Origin of the sequence: Proteus genomosp. 4 str. ATCC 51469, assembly GCF_003144375.1 — a bacterium.
Lineage (GTDB): Bacteria > Pseudomonadota > Gammaproteobacteria > Enterobacterales > Enterobacteriaceae > Proteus.
In genome coordinates this window covers 307730-322467 of the sequence record NZ_PENV01000002.1, presented here as the reverse complement: position 1 = coordinate 322467, position 14738 = coordinate 307730, and the positions used below count along the sequence as shown (strand labels likewise).

Below are 14738 nucleotides of genomic sequence, written 5' to 3'. Positions count from 1 at the left end.
TACCCACGGAAAGGGGGGATTATGTAAACAATGTCACAGTTAAGGACGACGTGGGTTTGCATAGCCACGGAAGGCGAAACCGTTGATGGTCGCGAAATTCTCCGCAATGAAATTATTGAAATGGCGGAAACCTACGATTATCAGCGTTATACCGCCATGATTTGGTATTTACATCCGCCAAATGGGAAACACGTCAGAGAGCCTGGCGAGAAACCTGTCGGAGAAGTTATCGAAGTTAAAGCGGAGGAAGACGAAACAGGCACACTGCACCTTTATGCCATATTGCGTCCATTCATTCGATTGTTGGAAATGAACGCACAAGACTATGGATTATTCCCATCTGTGGAAATGAATTTAGATTTCCAAGGTCAAGGGATTACATATTTAGAGGGATTAGCGGTTGTTGATGACCCTGCCTGCGTCGGAACTACGCGTTTTAACTTTAGTCGGAAAGAAAATAAAGGGAATAAAAGTATGACAAAGGGATCATGGCGTAAAACTTTCAATATTGAAGAGCCAGAAGCGAAACCAGCTCCAACGCCTGAAAATGATGAAAAATTACAGGCACTGGCTCAGGCACTCGCACAAGCGGAAGACAAAATCGCAGAACTTGAAGCGAAACTTGCCCAAACACAACAAAATGTTGATGAAGTGCAAGAGGATGTTGAAACCGTCAAAGAAGTGGTTGATACAGAAGAATTTTCAAAATTGCGCGATAACTTACCAAATATTGTTAAAAACTTTAGCAAGTTAGACTCTATTTCAACAAGAAAACCTAGCGCTAATCCGACAGGAAATAAAAACAAACGTTTTGATTTTCTTTAATTCACTAGGATAGGAAAGGGATTTCTATGCAATTAAATCAACGGGCTAGACAGTATCTAAAAGCCTATGTTAATGGGTTAGCCGAGGCTTACGGGGTTGATGATACTTCTAAATATTTCTCGCTAACAGACCCAAAAGAAACGGCACTGCGTTCGGCATTGATGGAATCGGTTGACTTCCTAGGCATGATCACCTGCATGGACGTAGACCAGTTACAAGGCCAAGTCGTTTCTGTGGGTAATCCAGGTCTTTTTACAGGACGTAAAAAAGGCGGTCGTTTTTCTCGTGATACCAATGTGGATGGTAATACCTATCAATTGGTTGAAACCGATTCAGGTGCATCACTTACGTGGCATTTGCTGTCAGTTTGGGCAAATTCAGGCACAGAAAATGAATTTTTCCAACGCATGCAAGTGTTTATCAATGAATGTTTTGCATTAGATATGCTACGTGTCGGGTTTAATGGGGAACGTGTTGCAGATAGCACAGACCCTGACGCTCACCCAATGGGGGAAGACGTTAATATCGGTTGGCATGCAATTGCTAAAAAATGGGATGGTGGTAAGCAAGTTATTACCACACCAGTCAAACTGGACGATAAAGGTGATTTTCGTTCTTTAGATGCGATGGCATCAGACCTTATTAATACCTGTATTCCAGTAGAACATCGTACAGACCCGCGATTAGTTGTACTTGTCGGTGCTGATTTGGTTTCAGCAGAGCAATATCGCTTATATCAATCGGCTGACAGACCAACGGAAAAAATTGCCGCACAAATGTTGGGTAATACTATTGCAGGACGCAATGCCATTATTCCGCCATTTATGCCAGGTAAACGTATGACAGTCACTATGCTGTCAAATCTTCACATTTACACTCAACGGAATACGCGTCAGCGTAAAGCGGAGTTTGTAGAAGACCGTAAGGCTTATGAAAACAAATACCTGCGTAATGAAGGTTATGCGTTGGAATATCCAGAGCTTTATGCTTCTTATGATGAAAATGCGGTCACCATTGGTGAATTAACCGAACCTGCTGAAAAACTGGATAAAGAGTAATGTTATCACCCGCACAACGACACCGAATGGAAGTTGAAATGCAACAAAAACTTGAACAGCGACAGGCAATTGCCATTGCTGACGGTGAAAGTATGCATCTTCAAGCGCGTGCCATTGAGCGGGATGTCAAACGACTGCGAGCACTCAATCAAACGTATGAACGTGTGGCAATGAAACGTGAAGAATTATTGCCCATGTATCTACCGACAGCACAACGCTATTTAGATGAAGGCGAAGTGTATCAAAACCCGATTTTTGTGTATTGCGTCATTTGGCTATTTGATGTGGGGGAGTTCGATAAAGGACTGGACTGGGCGGATATCGCCATCGCGCAAGGACAGCGCACCCCTGACAATTTTAAAAGTGGTTTCCCTGCTTTTGTGGCTGACACTATCCTTGCATGGGCACAGTTAGAAGTGGAGGCAGGAAACCCCATTGAACCTTATTTTTCAAGGACATTTAAGAATGTCACAGAAATTTGGCGGGTTCACGAAAAAATACAAGCGAAGTGGTTTAAATTCCACGCGTTAGAGTTATTAAAAGGCGATGTGGGCGATGCAAGAGCCAGCGCAATTGATTGTGTCGATACACTGAATCAAGCCGATGCTTATCTTGCCAGAGCGCATCAATTAAACCCGAAAAGTGGGGTTAAAACGCATCGTTTGCGTATCGCTTCACGATTACGGGCATTAGAGCAAGAGTAAAGACTACCGCAAGCCAAAACGGGCGGGGTGGAGACAAAACAATTTGATTGTTATTGGTCGTGGAAACCTGTTCGCCCGTTTTTTTATTTAGAGGTCAGCATGTTAAATGGCGATGGCATTACCTATAAAAATGAAGAACTGACAAATGATGAATTTTGGCCTGATTTAAATTTAGGTGATTTTCAAAAAAGTCGCGCTATTCCCGCCAATATCGATGCTGATTTTATTGCTGATGCATTATTAACCACAGTAACAGAAATTAATTCTGAATTAAAAGACGTAAAAAGTTATTGGCTATCAAAAGGTGTTAATCAGGCAAAAGACGCCCCAGGCGCAAAAATAAAAGGGGTGAATGCCCTTTGTGCGCAATATAAAAAAGCCGTTTATGCCAGGGCAAAAGCCGATTTATTGGGTGAATATTTGTCGATTGTCAGTCGAGCGCCCAATCCACAGCAAGAAAGCGACGAATTACGGTCACGGTTATTAGCAGAATCAACTTTTGTTATTCGCAATATGAAACAGTTGCCTCGCATTACGGTAAAAATGATATGACCCGACTACAAAAATTGACGGCGTTCTTACGTGCAAATTTGCCTGAACCCGTATTTGCAACCGAATTTAGTAGTGAGATGGATGATATTACATTTAAACGCGCTCACAATGATTTAGGCGAAAAACAATATCAAATTTTAACGCAAGAATATGATGCGGTAATTGCGTGGGGGCGTTGGCCTTATCGTGAAATTGATACACGTTATATCCCCGTATTAATTGAGGCATGGTATCAAGATTTAGAAACGGATTTTACCGAACCTGATTTCGATGATGAACCACCGACTATTGATGTTGATGTGATTGACGATGATATCGCGATGGTTGTAGTGACCCTGAAATTAAGTGATGCCATTGTGTTAAAAGAAGATGAGAAAGGCCTCGTGCCCTTTGACGGTAAACGTTGGTTATTAGCCAATCCTGAAGTGTTATTTGCTGAAAATATTGATGTGATCCCCCGTGGTGTGAAATGAGCATTCAAGGGCAATTAAACGCAGAACAACTAAAGGCATTAAGAGCCAAATTAAAAGATTTGGAATTGCCCCAGAAAAAACGCCAGCGGTTGCTTTGGCGAATTGCGAAATATGGCGTAATCGTCGCATCAAAGCGCAATATCAGAAAACAGAGTAATCCTGATGGGGAAGCATGGCAGAGCAGACACGGTAAATACAAAAAAAAGATGCTCCGCAATATGCCAAAAATGATGCATATCCGCGAAATGCCCGAAAAAGAGATGGTCCGTATTTATCTTAGTGGTGGTAATTATCGCAATGGCAATAAACCTGTTGACGCGGGTATTGTGGGGTATAGCCAACAAAATGGCATGACAGCAAAAATTAGCCGTAAAAACGCACAAGCCAGTAATATCTCGCAAGGGGCGCAAGATAAAAAAGCGACGCCAAAACAGGCTAAAAAATTACGCGCACTTGGCTATAAAGTGAAAAAAGGGAAACGATGGAAAAAACCTGCCTTAAAAGAAATTACGGAAAATATGCGCTTTTTTCAGGCGGGGTTGTTAATTCGTAAATTAAGCGGTAAATCCCCACAAAGTTCGTGGGAAGTGGATATTCCATCACGGGTATTTCTCGGTATCAGTGATGAGGATTTTATTAAGTCACTGGAACGACAATTACAAGGCATCGGCTACGGTGCATAAAAAAGGAATTTACTATGTGGCCAACTGTTCAGGTTAATCAACATAACCAACTGCAAGGCGAAACAAAGGAAATTGAGCGCATTTTACTGTTTATTGGTAAAGGAAAAACCAATATTGGTAAAACTATTGCGGTCAATACGCAAAGCGATTTCGATGAGGTGTTAGGAACGCCAGATAGCCCGTTAAAAAGTAACGTGTTATCAGCTATGCGTAACGCAGGTCAAAACTGGTCAGGTTATGTGCATGTATTAGCAGAAGATGCCGAAGAATTGGCATTTGTTGACGCGGTGATGGATGCACAAGCGGTCGCCAGTTGTGAAGGCTACGTATTAGTGGGTGATGCGACGAAAGCCGTTATTCAATCGGCTAAATCCTTACGCTCGGATTTAATGGCTAAACATGGGCGCTGGCTGTTTGCCATTTTGGGTGTCGGTGCAACGCAAGACGATGAAACGTGGTCAGGCTATGTTGAACGCTTGTCTGCTTTATCAAAAGGGGAAGCGGAACCCTCCATTCAATTAGTACCAATGTTATGGGGTAATGAAGCGGGAGCATTAGCAGGGCGATTATGTAACCGTGCAGTGACCATTGCTGATAGCCCCGCACGAGTCAAAACAGGCGCATTAACCGATTTAGGTAGTGCGTATTTACCGCTCGACGGTACGGGTAAAAGCCTTGATTTAGCAACACTGCAGGCATTGGAAAAACAGCGTTTTAGTGTGCCGATGTGGTATCCAGACTATGACGGCATTTATTGGTCTGACGGTCGCACATTAGACGTTGAAGGCGGTGATTATCAGTCAATCGAAAACTTGCGTGTTGTTGATAAAGTCGCGCGCACAGTGCGTATTCGTGCCATTGCTAAAATTGCCGACCGCAGTTTAAACAGCACCCCATCCAGTATTGAAGCCCATCAAGCCTACTTTGCCAAAGTATTACGTGAAATGTCACGCAGTACGCAAATTAACGGAGTAAGTTTCCCTGGTGAAGTGAAACCGCCAAAAGAGGGTGATGTGGTTATTACATGGAAAAACAAAAATAACGTTGAAGTGTATATCACGGTGCGAACCTATGAATGCCCGAAAGGGATCACCATTGGCATCCTGTTAGACACGTCATTGGAGAATGAATAATGAGCGGAAAACGGATTTCGGGGCAGTCGATTGATTTTAATATCGACGGTGATTTAGTTCATGTTGAAAAAGTCAGTCTATCGATTACAGACAATACAGGTGTCGCTCAAACGAATGGCGTGCCGGATGGTTATGTGAATGGGGATGTGTCGGCAGAGGGGGAGCTGGAATTATCCACTAAATACCTCAACGTCATTACAGCCAAAGCCCGTAGTGCTGGCTCTTGGCGTGCCATTCCGTTAGTCGATTTGATGTGGTACGCGAAAGCGGGCACAGAAGAGCTTAAGGTTGAGTCTTTCGGCTGTAAATTAAACGTCACCGATATTTTAGACGTTGACCCGAAAGGCGGTGCCGTGATGACGCATAAAATTAAATTTATTGTCACCTCACCGGACTTTGTGCGTATTAACGGTATTCCATACTTAGAGTCTGAATTAACAGACAAACTGTAATAAAGGACATGTTCATGGAAGAACATAATAAAACACTGATTTCACTGATTATCTTAGGGGCACTGATAGCTATTGGTAAAATGATGTCAGGGAGTGAGCCTATTACGCTACGTCTTTTTATTGGGCGCGTTATTTTAGGTTCAGCGGTGTCATTAATGGCGGGAGCATTACTGATTTGGATCCCTGGTATTTCTCCTTTAGCGATTACGGGGTTAGGTTCAGCGTTAGGCATTGCAGGCTTTCAGTTAGTGGAATTGTGGCTGAAAAAACGAGGTAGTGATTTACTGACAGGGAAGTTAAAAAAATGACACTCGGTGAAAAACAACGCAAGTTTACGCGCATGATTGCAGACTTGATTATCTTTGCTTATGACAACGGCTATGAACTGACATTCTCAGAAGCGTATCGCACACCAGAACAAGCAAAGTTAAATGCTAAATCAGGCAGTGGTATTAAAAACAGCTTACACACTAAGCGATTAGCCGTGGATTTCAACCTGTTTAAAAATGGTGTTTATCTCACAAAGACAACTGACCATCAGCCCCTTGGCGAATATTGGGAATCCATTGGCGGTACGTGGGGCGGTCGTTTCAATGACGGTAATCACTACTCGTTAGAGCACAATGGCGTGAAATAATGAAACAAGCAACGGTGATTTTTTTTGCGTTTATTTTGACTTTTTCGGCGGGCTGGCTGGTTAAAGGTTGGCATCAAGACAGCCTTGAGCTGGTCGCATTAAAAACGGCGAATGAAGTCAATAACGCCAGTTTAAAGGCTCAACAAGATTTAGCGAGTCAATCAGCCAGGACGTTAGAAAATAAATTAGAGGAACTCGCCAATGTGCAACCGCCTGAAATACGCACCGAAATTATTAAGCCTGTGTTCACTAACCTTTGTGTTAGTGATGATTTTGTCAGGATGTACAACGAAGCAATCGACAGTGCCGAACGTACCCTATCAGGAAAATCTACTGACAAAATGCCCGACGACATTACCAAAGTTAAACGGTAATACTGGGGCGGATTTAGCCACTGCATTATTAGAATATGTTGAAATTTACGGAAAATGTGCTGTGAGGCACAACCAATTAACGGACGAAATTCGTCAAAGGATGGAAAAATGAGTACCAAGAAAAACACAATTACTTTAGTCGTGATGGGCAAAGAGCTGGTTTTTGAACCCAATATGACCGCGTACAATGGCTGGTTAAATGCGATTTCTGCCGACGATAAAGTGGCGCCTACTGTTACCTATTTGCGCCGAATTATTGCCCCTGAAAGCAAAGAAGCCTTAACAGAGATTTTAAATATCCCTGGTTCGGCAATGCAGTTACTGGAAAAAGTAAACTCAGAATATGCGCCAAAACTGGATATTGAACTAAAAAACTAACGGCGCGAGTCGATGCTATTGAACGCAGTGCCTTAGAACAATACATAACGTTACGACGGCACTATCTCCCTCATGAGCAGGATGATATCGACAGTTTCGCCCGCGCAATTTGGCTAGATAATCACTTCACAGAAAATCACCGCATCGCGGTCGCAAATGGCATTGCATTAGCTTTCAAGGGTGAATGATGAGTACATTAGATTTTACACTCAGCATGATTGATAAAGTCACTCAGCCCTTGAAGGCCGTGCAAGCAGGTGTGACTCAATTTGCTGAAACCTCACAACAGGCGTTTAAAAATATTGCGGTCGGCGGGGCGGGCTTGGCTGGCTCCGTCTTTGCGTTAAAAAACGTCTTAGATCCCGCGTTAGCGATTCAAGATGCCCTTGATATGGCGAAAGTCACGGGTGTTGATGATGGTGCAATGAAAAAAATCACCGATGAAGCACTCACTTTCAGTGCGCAATACGGTAAATCGGCGGTGCAATTCGTTGAGTCCTCTCTCTCTATCCGAAGGGCCATTAGTGGCATTTCAGATAATGAACTCCCGCAACTAACCAAAATCAGCAACATTACGGCATCAGCACTAAAAACCACGGCCGAAGAATCCAATGCCTATATGGGCAAAATGTTTTCTCAGTTTCAAGGCTATGCCGACAGCGTGGGCAAAGTGACGTTCGCAGAAGAGCTGGCAGGCAAGGCCGTTATTATGTCGCAAACCTTCGGCACGTCGATGGCTGAAATTACTGATTTGATGGAAGGGGCGCGTTCTGCAGGTACGCAATTTGGTGTCGGTATTGATGAACAGTTAGCCGTATTAGGCGAGTTGCAACGTTCATTAGGCACAGAATCCAGTAGTGCGTATGAGTCGTTTCTGTCAGGGGCAACGGACGGGGCTAAAAAACTCGGTCTATCGTTTGTTAATGCGTCAGGGCAAATGCTGACGATGCCTGAAATGCTGGAAAAGTTACAAGGCAAATATGGCAAGTCCATTGCAGGTAATTTACAGGCTCAAAAAGAAATTGAGGACGCCTTTGGCGATTCCGCTATTGTCGTGAAATCACTGTTTAATAACGTCGAGGTATTACGTAAAAATATTACCGCATTAGGCGGTGATGATGGCATGAAACGTGCCACAGAAATGGCCAGTATGTTGGCTAATCCGTGGGAGCGGTTATTGTCGATTTGGGAGTCTATCCGCATTGCCGTGGGTATGACATTGTTACCCGTGATTGTGCCCCTGATGAATAAAATTGCTGATATGGGGCAAATGCTCGTGCGTTGGTTGAAGCTATTCCCCAATATTGCCCGTGCCATTGGTTATGTGGTGACAGGGTTTATTGCATTTACGGCCATGGGGGCGATGGCCAATATCGTATTGGGAATTGGTCGGTTGCTGTGGGTCGGTATCTTGCCGTTGTGGAAAACGGGCGGAGTATTACTGTCCTTGATGAAAGGTAAGTACGATTTAGTGACAAAAGCCACAGGCTTTTTTAGTGGTTCCCTCGCCAAATTAACGAGATTTTTAAACATCACCAAAATGGCCTCGTTGGCCACAGCATTAGGATTTACCTCTATCACATGGCCTGTTTTATTATTAATTGGTTTATTTGCCCTAATTGCGATCGCCGTTGTGAAATTTTGGCAACCCATCAAGGCATTTTTTAAAGGGTTTGTGCAAGGGTTTTTAGAGGCCTTTGACTCTATGTCGCCCGTTGGTTCCATGTTTGACGATATTGGCAACGCGTTGGGTGTGGTGTGGAAAGCGGTAAAAAGTGTGTTCAATTGGTTTACAGATTTACTCACACCGATTGAATTTTCAGAAGATGCGCTCAACCAAACGACAAATGCGGGGAAAATATTTGGTAAGAGTGTCGCGAAGGCTATCGAATTATTAACGTTACCATTTCGAATGGTCATTAAAGCAGTGGGCTGGATTGTGACGGCTTTTATTAATGCATCGAAATGGATTTCTCAAACATGGAATGACCTAAAAAACAATATCATGACTGCATGGGGGGCTACTGTTCAATTTTTAGAACGCATCTCCCCTGTCAGAGTGTTTGCCAGCTTTTGGAAATCCATTACCCATATCACGAATTTGATGTATGCAGGTATTGCCAAAGGTTGGGATGCAGTGTGCCAGTGGTTTTTCTCACTGTCACCTGTGCAAGCCTTTATTGAGATTTATAACACGGTATCACAACTGTTTGCCAATTTATGGAATGGGGTTGCAGGCGGTTGGGATGCACTGTGTGGCTGGTTTGAAAACTTCTCTATTAGTGACACTTTTAACGGTATTTCAGATTCGATTAAAGGTGTCTTTGATGGGCTGTGGAAATGGTTAAGTGACAGCTTTAACGGTGTGTTTAATGCGGTGGCCAGCAAATTAAATTATCTGCCTGGCGTCAATATCGATTTAAAAGAAACTGAAACCGCCGTCGTTAATTCGGCGTTACCCAGTGTGCCGGTTCAAGCTGATTTAAATGCCATTAATCAAAACCAACCAAACCGCCGTTTTGATTATCAGCCGTCATTATTAACAGGGAATGAGTTAAAAGGCATTAACAAAGGTGGTTTGAGTAAAGAGATCAATAACAATCAAACCAGCGTTGATAACCGCAGGCAATACGGAAATATCACGATTAATAATGGCAATGTGATGACACCTGCGGATTTGGAAGAGTGGGGCGCGTTGAATTAAGGATAATGCCATGGAACAGGCGAAATATATTGATTTACTGATAACAGAGCGTGATTTCACGCTCAATGCGGGCTTTGAGCCGATATTGTGTAATAACCGTCAAAGTATTACGCAAGATATTGCGCATGCGATTGTTGAGAGCGGTTTAGCCACCCAATTAGTGGCCGAACGTAGCCCAACCTTGCGCGCTGATATTCGTATGCAGATTGTGTTACTGGTTGAAGATGATGAGCGACTGATTCCAGGCACCATTATTGTTGATGAAGAAAACGTAAAAAAATTATGGGTGACCGCAGACACTTATGATTTTGGCCGTATTAGTGTCGGGGTGAATTATGGCGAATAAACAACGTCCACAAATTGACTACGAGTCGGCATTAAAAGATAACGGCATGCCGATTACTGCCGATGAAATTAATCAGCAATTTAACGACATTGTGAAAGAAGAAGGCTTAATTACCAATGCGTCCAATATGTCACCATTTTGGCGCTTAATTAATACTCTTGTCACTACGCCCGTTCAGTGGCTCAAAGATGTCTTGATTAATTTGGTGTTCACCAATATGTATCTGGCTACTGCATCGGGCTCATGGCTGGAAATGTTCGCCTGGGGCGTTAACCTGCAACGTAAGCCCGCCACCAAAGCCAAAGGACAAGTGCGTTTTTACCGTATTGCGGGGCAAAATAGTGTCACGGTGCCAGCGGGTACTATCGTGCAGACAGAGCGCATTAACGGGCAGATTTACAGTGTGGTGACCACGGAAACCGTGACGATTGAAAAAGAGTCTGCCCTGATTGCGGTTGATGCCAGTGACGCAGGCGGAGCCTTTAATCTGGCACCAGGCTATTTTCGTATTCTTCCCGTTGCCGTGCCAGGCATTGAACGAGCGCAAAACGAGGAAAATTGGTTATTGGTGCCAGGTGCGGATAAAGAGAGCGATGATGATTTACGTGACCGTTGCCGTAATCAATATAATCTAGTGGGGAATTACCACACTGATGCGGTATATCAAGGCATGATTGCCAGTGTCGTCGGCTTGAGTATTGACCGCATTTTCTTTTTGCATGATGCGCCTCGAGGCGCGGGTACTGCCAATGCTTATTTATTGTTAGACAGTGGCGTCATTAGTCAGCCGTTTATCGACAAAGTTAACGATTATGTCAACACACAAGGCCATCATGGGCACGGTGATGATATGCAGTGCATGCCCATGCCTGAAACACACCATGCCATTAAGTTAACGGTATTTGTGCAGAATCTCGCTAACCTAACCGATAACGAGCAAGTCAAATTACGGCAAGACATTGAAAATTTAGTGCGTTGTGCGTTTCGTGAAAACACCAATTATGACGTGAAAAAAACATGGCCTTACTCGCGTTTTTCATTTTCTAATTTAGGGCGTGAAATTCACCGCCATTTCTCCTTGGTTGATTCCCTGCAATTTAATCAAACGGATATCATCAGTGAATTGAGTGTGCCCCGTTTAAAATCGCTGACCGTGGAGCTACAAGATGCCTGATTTCAAGGAACGATTAAAAGGCTTAAATTTGCCGTCATGGATGAACAAAGGCGAACCCGCAAAACTGTTAAATGCGGTGCGTAAATTTTGGTCGGGTGTTTATGACTGGATGTTATGGCCACTCAAACAATTGGACGCAGAAACCTGCTCAGAAGAATTGTTATCAGTGCTGGCCTATCAGCGTGATATTCACCGTTTTAAAGGGGAGCCATTAGATTTATTTCGCAAGCGGGTAAAATTTGCCTTTATTAATGCCCGTGATGCGGGGTCGGTCAGTGGTTTTATTGCTATTTTTGAGCGCTTAGGCGTGGGCTATGTCGAGCTGTTAGAGCGTCAGCCTGATATTGACTGGGATGTCATTATTTTACGGGTCAGTGACGGACAAATCGCAGGCAACCCAGATTTGTTGATGGGCATTATTCGCCAGTATGGACGCACGTGTCGCCGTTATCGTTTTGAAGTGATCACCAATAATCAATTAGTGATGCGGTTTGGTTGGGCTGATTGTGAATATCAGACCTTTGGCGCATCACTGTTACAAGGAGAGTAACAAATGTCACAATCTATTATTACAACGGCATTTGAGCGCTGGAAAGCCCAAGAGTCGATTGATGGAAACTTGATTGTGTTAGACGAGTTCGTCTTTGCACATATCCCGAATTTAGAGATTGAAAAACCGATTGACCGCAATGAAGGCCTGCCCGATGCAAAATATATCGTGCATCGCCAAGCCGTCAATAAAACGGGCGTCGTCAATCAAAATGCGGTGGCCTATTCGGTGACTATCGGTGCCGAAATTGGTGATTTTGATTTTAACTGGATTGGGCTATTAAATAAAAAATCGGGCACAGTAGCGATGATTGTGCATGCGCCTACTCAACGAAAAATTAAAACCCAAGCAGGGCAACAGGGCAACGTGTTAACCCGTTCTTTCTTGCTGGAGTATTTAGGGGCAAGCAAAGAAACCGCCATTACCACACCTGCAGAAATGTGGCAGATTGATTTTACCGCCAGACTTTCTGGCATTGATGAAATGCAACGCCTAGTTAATACCGACAGTTACGGTGAGGCCTCTTTTTTTGATGATGCGTTTTTAGTAGCTAAGACAGGGAATCAATATTTTGTCACAAAAGGTATTGGATACATCGGTGGTTTACGGGCGGAATTAATCACAAACCAAAATATCACCGTGCCTGCGGAAAATACCAAAGTTTATGCTGATGTGAGTTACCAGGGCAATATTACCAGTCGTTGGCAAACCCACATTAAGCTGACCGTCAAACCTGATTTAAAAAACTATATTGATAATGCAGGTTTTGCACATTTTGTGTTTGCGATAGCGTCGATTTCAGCGGACGGAAAAATTACCGATTTACGCCCTAAAGGAACACTGGATTTTCAGCAATTAGATGATGCGTTAAAGAAACATGCTCAGTCTCGTAATCACCCTGATGCAACATTAACGGCCAAAGGGTTTACTCAACTGACGGATAAAACAGGTGCTAGTCAGGCATTAACCCCAACACAAAAACTAGTGACCGACTTACATAATAACGCAATGGCATCAGCAAAATCAGCTAACGACAATGCCAATACGCGATTACCTTCAACAGGAACGGCCGTTGCCTCACAAAAGCTGGCGACTCCGCGCAAAATTTCGGGTGTCCTTTTTGATGGCACAAAAGATATTACTTTATCCGCAAGTGATGTCGGAGCATCGACACCTGCGCAAGTGAATGAAGCCAAAACGATGGCCTCCAATGCGCAAAACACAGCAAACAGTGCAGTAACCAAGGCAGATAAAGCACAAAGTACGGCAAACAGTGCGGTTACTAAGGCCGACAATGCCCAAAAGACCGCCAATGATGGTGTGAGCAAAGCCAATACTGCACAAACCACAGCCAATAATGCCAATAACAATGCCAATGGCCGTGTGCCTAATACCCGTAAAGTGAATGGTAAGCAGTTAAATGCGGATATTACCTTAAACGCTAGCGATGTGGGCGCTTCGACGCCAGCACAAGTCAATGAAGCCAAAACCATGGCGACCAATGCGCAAAATACGGCAAACAGTGCGGTGACTAAAGCCAATACTGCACAAACTACGGCCAATAATGCCAATAACAATGCCAATGGTCGCGTGCCCAATACCCGTAAAGTGAATGGTAAGCAGTTAAATGCGGATATTACCTTAAACGCTAGCGATGTGGGAGCAGGACTGAAATCAACCGCAAACCGTTCGGAAAATGGTTGGTGGAAATGTGGTGATACAGGGATTATTTATCAATGGGGGAAAAAGACTATTACCTATAACGATTATTTTATTAATTTCCCGATTGCGTTTCCGAATAAATTATTTTCATTTCATGCCATTGATTATGATGGTGCAAATAATCCAGGGTTTAATTTAAAAAAATCAACTTTATCTAAAGTGGCAATGGAAATGCCCGCAGGGATAATTGCTGTTATGTGGTTTGCAATAGGATTTTGAATCAAGGAAAAGGAAATTAAGATGAAATGGCAACGTAAGCGATTCGCACTTCCGGGCGATTTAACGGGCATTACTTGTTCATTATTACCCGTTCACCCGTTTATTTATGGTGTCGGACAAAACACTGCCACAGGCAGTTATTTAAGCCCCACTAATGCAATTAATTATATTGCTAATAAAATTCAGGGAGCGGGTGAGGTTGATATTGTGGTGACGATGATTTGTGCCCGTACCCATGACGAGTTTATCAATGCAATTCAAGGCTTTTCGGGGGTATTGCCTTTGCCTGTGTTTAGTCAAGTTGAACGTATGGCCAAAACCGCCGAAAGCCTAAATATTACCAAAATGCAGATACCGGCTAAAACGATAGCTGGTATTCCTGACCCGCAAACATTATCAACCAATAATAGCCGTGCGGTAATCAATGCGGGATTAATTGAAAAAGCAAAAAGTGAAGCCTCAAGCGGGGCAAGTGTGGCAGGGTTACTTTCTAGCGTAAAAGGATTTGCTGAAAGTCGAAAAAATATCTTACAAGGCATGGCTGATTCATTGACGGGATTACTGGGAAAATCAACCACCGTTTGGGTGTTCCAGGGAAAAGGTAACGGCGCGGAATTAGCCGATAAAATGAAAAAAGAAATCCCTGAACAAGATGCGGTTTACACCTTAGCTACGCTTTTTGCGGGCGATATTGATGCAATCAAAGGAATGATGCATGACACAGACACCACTTTACGAAAATAACACACCGAAA

At 43.5% G+C, this 14738-nt stretch carries 20 protein-coding genes; all 20 read left to right on the top strand.

Annotated features, from left to right (window positions below; translation table 11 throughout):
* The first annotated feature begins 30 nt into the window (after positions 1–30).
* Positions 31–825, top strand: a complete 795-nt coding sequence (locus DK866_RS03650; RefSeq protein ID WP_109407772.1) for a GPO family capsid scaffolding protein — start codon at positions 31–33, stop codon at positions 823–825.
* 26 nt (positions 826–851) lie between these two features.
* A complete protein-coding gene (locus DK866_RS03645; RefSeq protein ID WP_109407771.1) occupies positions 852–1883 on the top strand; it encodes a phage major capsid protein, P2 family in 1032 nt (343 codons plus the stop codon).
* Positions 1883–2587 (top strand): phage terminase small subunit, encoded by a 705-nt coding sequence (gene gpM, locus DK866_RS03640; RefSeq protein WP_109407770.1) that lies wholly within the window; start codon positions 1883–1885, stop codon positions 2585–2587. The genes DK866_RS03645 and gpM overlap by 1 nt, the downstream gene beginning before the upstream one ends.
* 99 nt (positions 2588–2686) lie before the next feature.
* Positions 2687–3139, top strand: a complete 453-nt coding sequence (locus DK866_RS03635) for a head completion/stabilization protein (protein ID WP_036907264.1) — start codon at positions 2687–2689, stop codon at positions 3137–3139.
* Positions 3136–3612 carry a phage tail protein gene (locus DK866_RS03630; RefSeq protein WP_049212298.1) on the top strand — a complete coding sequence of 159 codons (477 nt, stop codon included), beginning with the start codon at positions 3136–3138 and terminating at the stop codon, positions 3610–3612. Before DK866_RS03635 ends, DK866_RS03630 begins: the two co-directional genes overlap by 4 nt.
* Entirely contained in the window at positions 3609–4295 is a 687-nt protein-coding gene (locus DK866_RS03625; RefSeq protein ID WP_049212300.1) for a hypothetical protein, read from the top strand. The genes DK866_RS03630 and DK866_RS03625 overlap by 4 nt, the downstream gene beginning before the upstream one ends.
* 14 nt (positions 4296–4309) lie before the next feature.
* Positions 4310–5428 carry a DUF2586 domain-containing protein gene (locus DK866_RS03620; protein WP_109407769.1) on the top strand — a complete coding sequence of 373 codons (1119 nt, stop codon included), beginning with the start codon at positions 4310–4312 and terminating at the stop codon, positions 5426–5428.
* Positions 5428–5880: a DUF2597 family protein gene (locus tag DK866_RS03615; protein WP_036907273.1), complete on the top strand. Its 453-nt coding sequence runs from the start codon at positions 5428–5430 to the stop codon at positions 5878–5880. The genes DK866_RS03620 and DK866_RS03615 overlap by 1 nt, the downstream gene beginning before the upstream one ends.
* Before the next feature lie 14 nt (positions 5881–5894).
* The gene (locus tag DK866_RS03610; protein ID WP_036907276.1) at positions 5895–6188 is read left to right on the top strand and encodes a phage holin family protein; all 294 of its coding nucleotides are present in this window, start codon (positions 5895–5897) and stop codon (positions 6186–6188) included.
* On the top strand, positions 6185–6517 hold the full coding sequence (locus DK866_RS03605) for a M15 family metallopeptidase (protein ID WP_109407768.1): 333 nt from the start codon (positions 6185–6187) through the stop codon (positions 6515–6517). Before DK866_RS03610 ends, DK866_RS03605 begins: the two co-directional genes overlap by 4 nt.
* Positions 6517–6891 (top strand): hypothetical protein, encoded by a 375-nt coding sequence (locus DK866_RS03600; RefSeq protein WP_109407767.1) that lies wholly within the window; start codon positions 6517–6519, stop codon positions 6889–6891. Before DK866_RS03605 ends, DK866_RS03600 begins: the two co-directional genes overlap by 1 nt.
* Complete coding sequence (gene lysC, locus DK866_RS20085) at positions 6785–7003, top strand: Rz1-like lysis system protein LysC (protein ID WP_072196799.1); 219 nt, start codon at positions 6785–6787, stop codon at positions 7001–7003. The genes DK866_RS03600 and lysC overlap by 107 nt, the downstream gene beginning before the upstream one ends.
* A complete protein-coding gene (locus DK866_RS03590; protein ID WP_036907284.1) occupies positions 7000–7269 on the top strand; it encodes a putative phage tail assembly chaperone in 270 nt (89 codons plus the stop codon). Before lysC ends, DK866_RS03590 begins: the two co-directional genes overlap by 4 nt.
* A gap of 17 nt (positions 7270–7286) precedes the next feature.
* On the top strand, positions 7287–7457 hold the full coding sequence (locus DK866_RS20305; protein ID WP_423810255.1) for a DUF6890 family protein: 171 nt from the start codon (positions 7287–7289) through the stop codon (positions 7455–7457).
* 134 nt (positions 7458–7591) lie between these two features.
* Positions 7592–9973, top strand: coding sequence for a phage tail tape measure protein (locus DK866_RS03585; RefSeq protein ID WP_244179650.1), 2382 nt, complete (start codon positions 7592–7594; stop codon positions 9971–9973).
* A gap of 10 nt (positions 9974–9983) precedes the next feature.
* A complete protein-coding gene (locus tag DK866_RS03580) occupies positions 9984–10319 on the top strand; it encodes a DUF2590 family protein (protein WP_049219617.1) in 336 nt (111 codons plus the stop codon).
* On the top strand, positions 10309–11493 hold the full coding sequence (locus DK866_RS03575; RefSeq protein WP_109407765.1) for a baseplate J/gp47 family protein: 1185 nt from the start codon (positions 10309–10311) through the stop codon (positions 11491–11493). The genes DK866_RS03580 and DK866_RS03575 overlap by 11 nt, the downstream gene beginning before the upstream one ends.
* Positions 11486–12043, top strand: a complete 558-nt coding sequence (locus DK866_RS03570) for a phage tail protein (RefSeq protein ID WP_049212312.1) — start codon at positions 11486–11488, stop codon at positions 12041–12043. The genes DK866_RS03575 and DK866_RS03570 overlap by 8 nt, the downstream gene beginning before the upstream one ends.
* Before the next feature lie 3 nt (positions 12044–12046).
* Positions 12047–13984 carry a phage tail protein gene (locus tag DK866_RS03565; RefSeq protein ID WP_109407764.1) on the top strand — a complete coding sequence of 646 codons (1938 nt, stop codon included), beginning with the start codon at positions 12047–12049 and terminating at the stop codon, positions 13982–13984.
* A gap of 21 nt (positions 13985–14005) precedes the next feature.
* Positions 14006–14728 carry a hypothetical protein gene (locus DK866_RS03560; protein WP_109407763.1) on the top strand — a complete coding sequence of 241 codons (723 nt, stop codon included), beginning with the start codon at positions 14006–14008 and terminating at the stop codon, positions 14726–14728.
* Positions 14729–14738 lie beyond the last annotated feature (10 nt).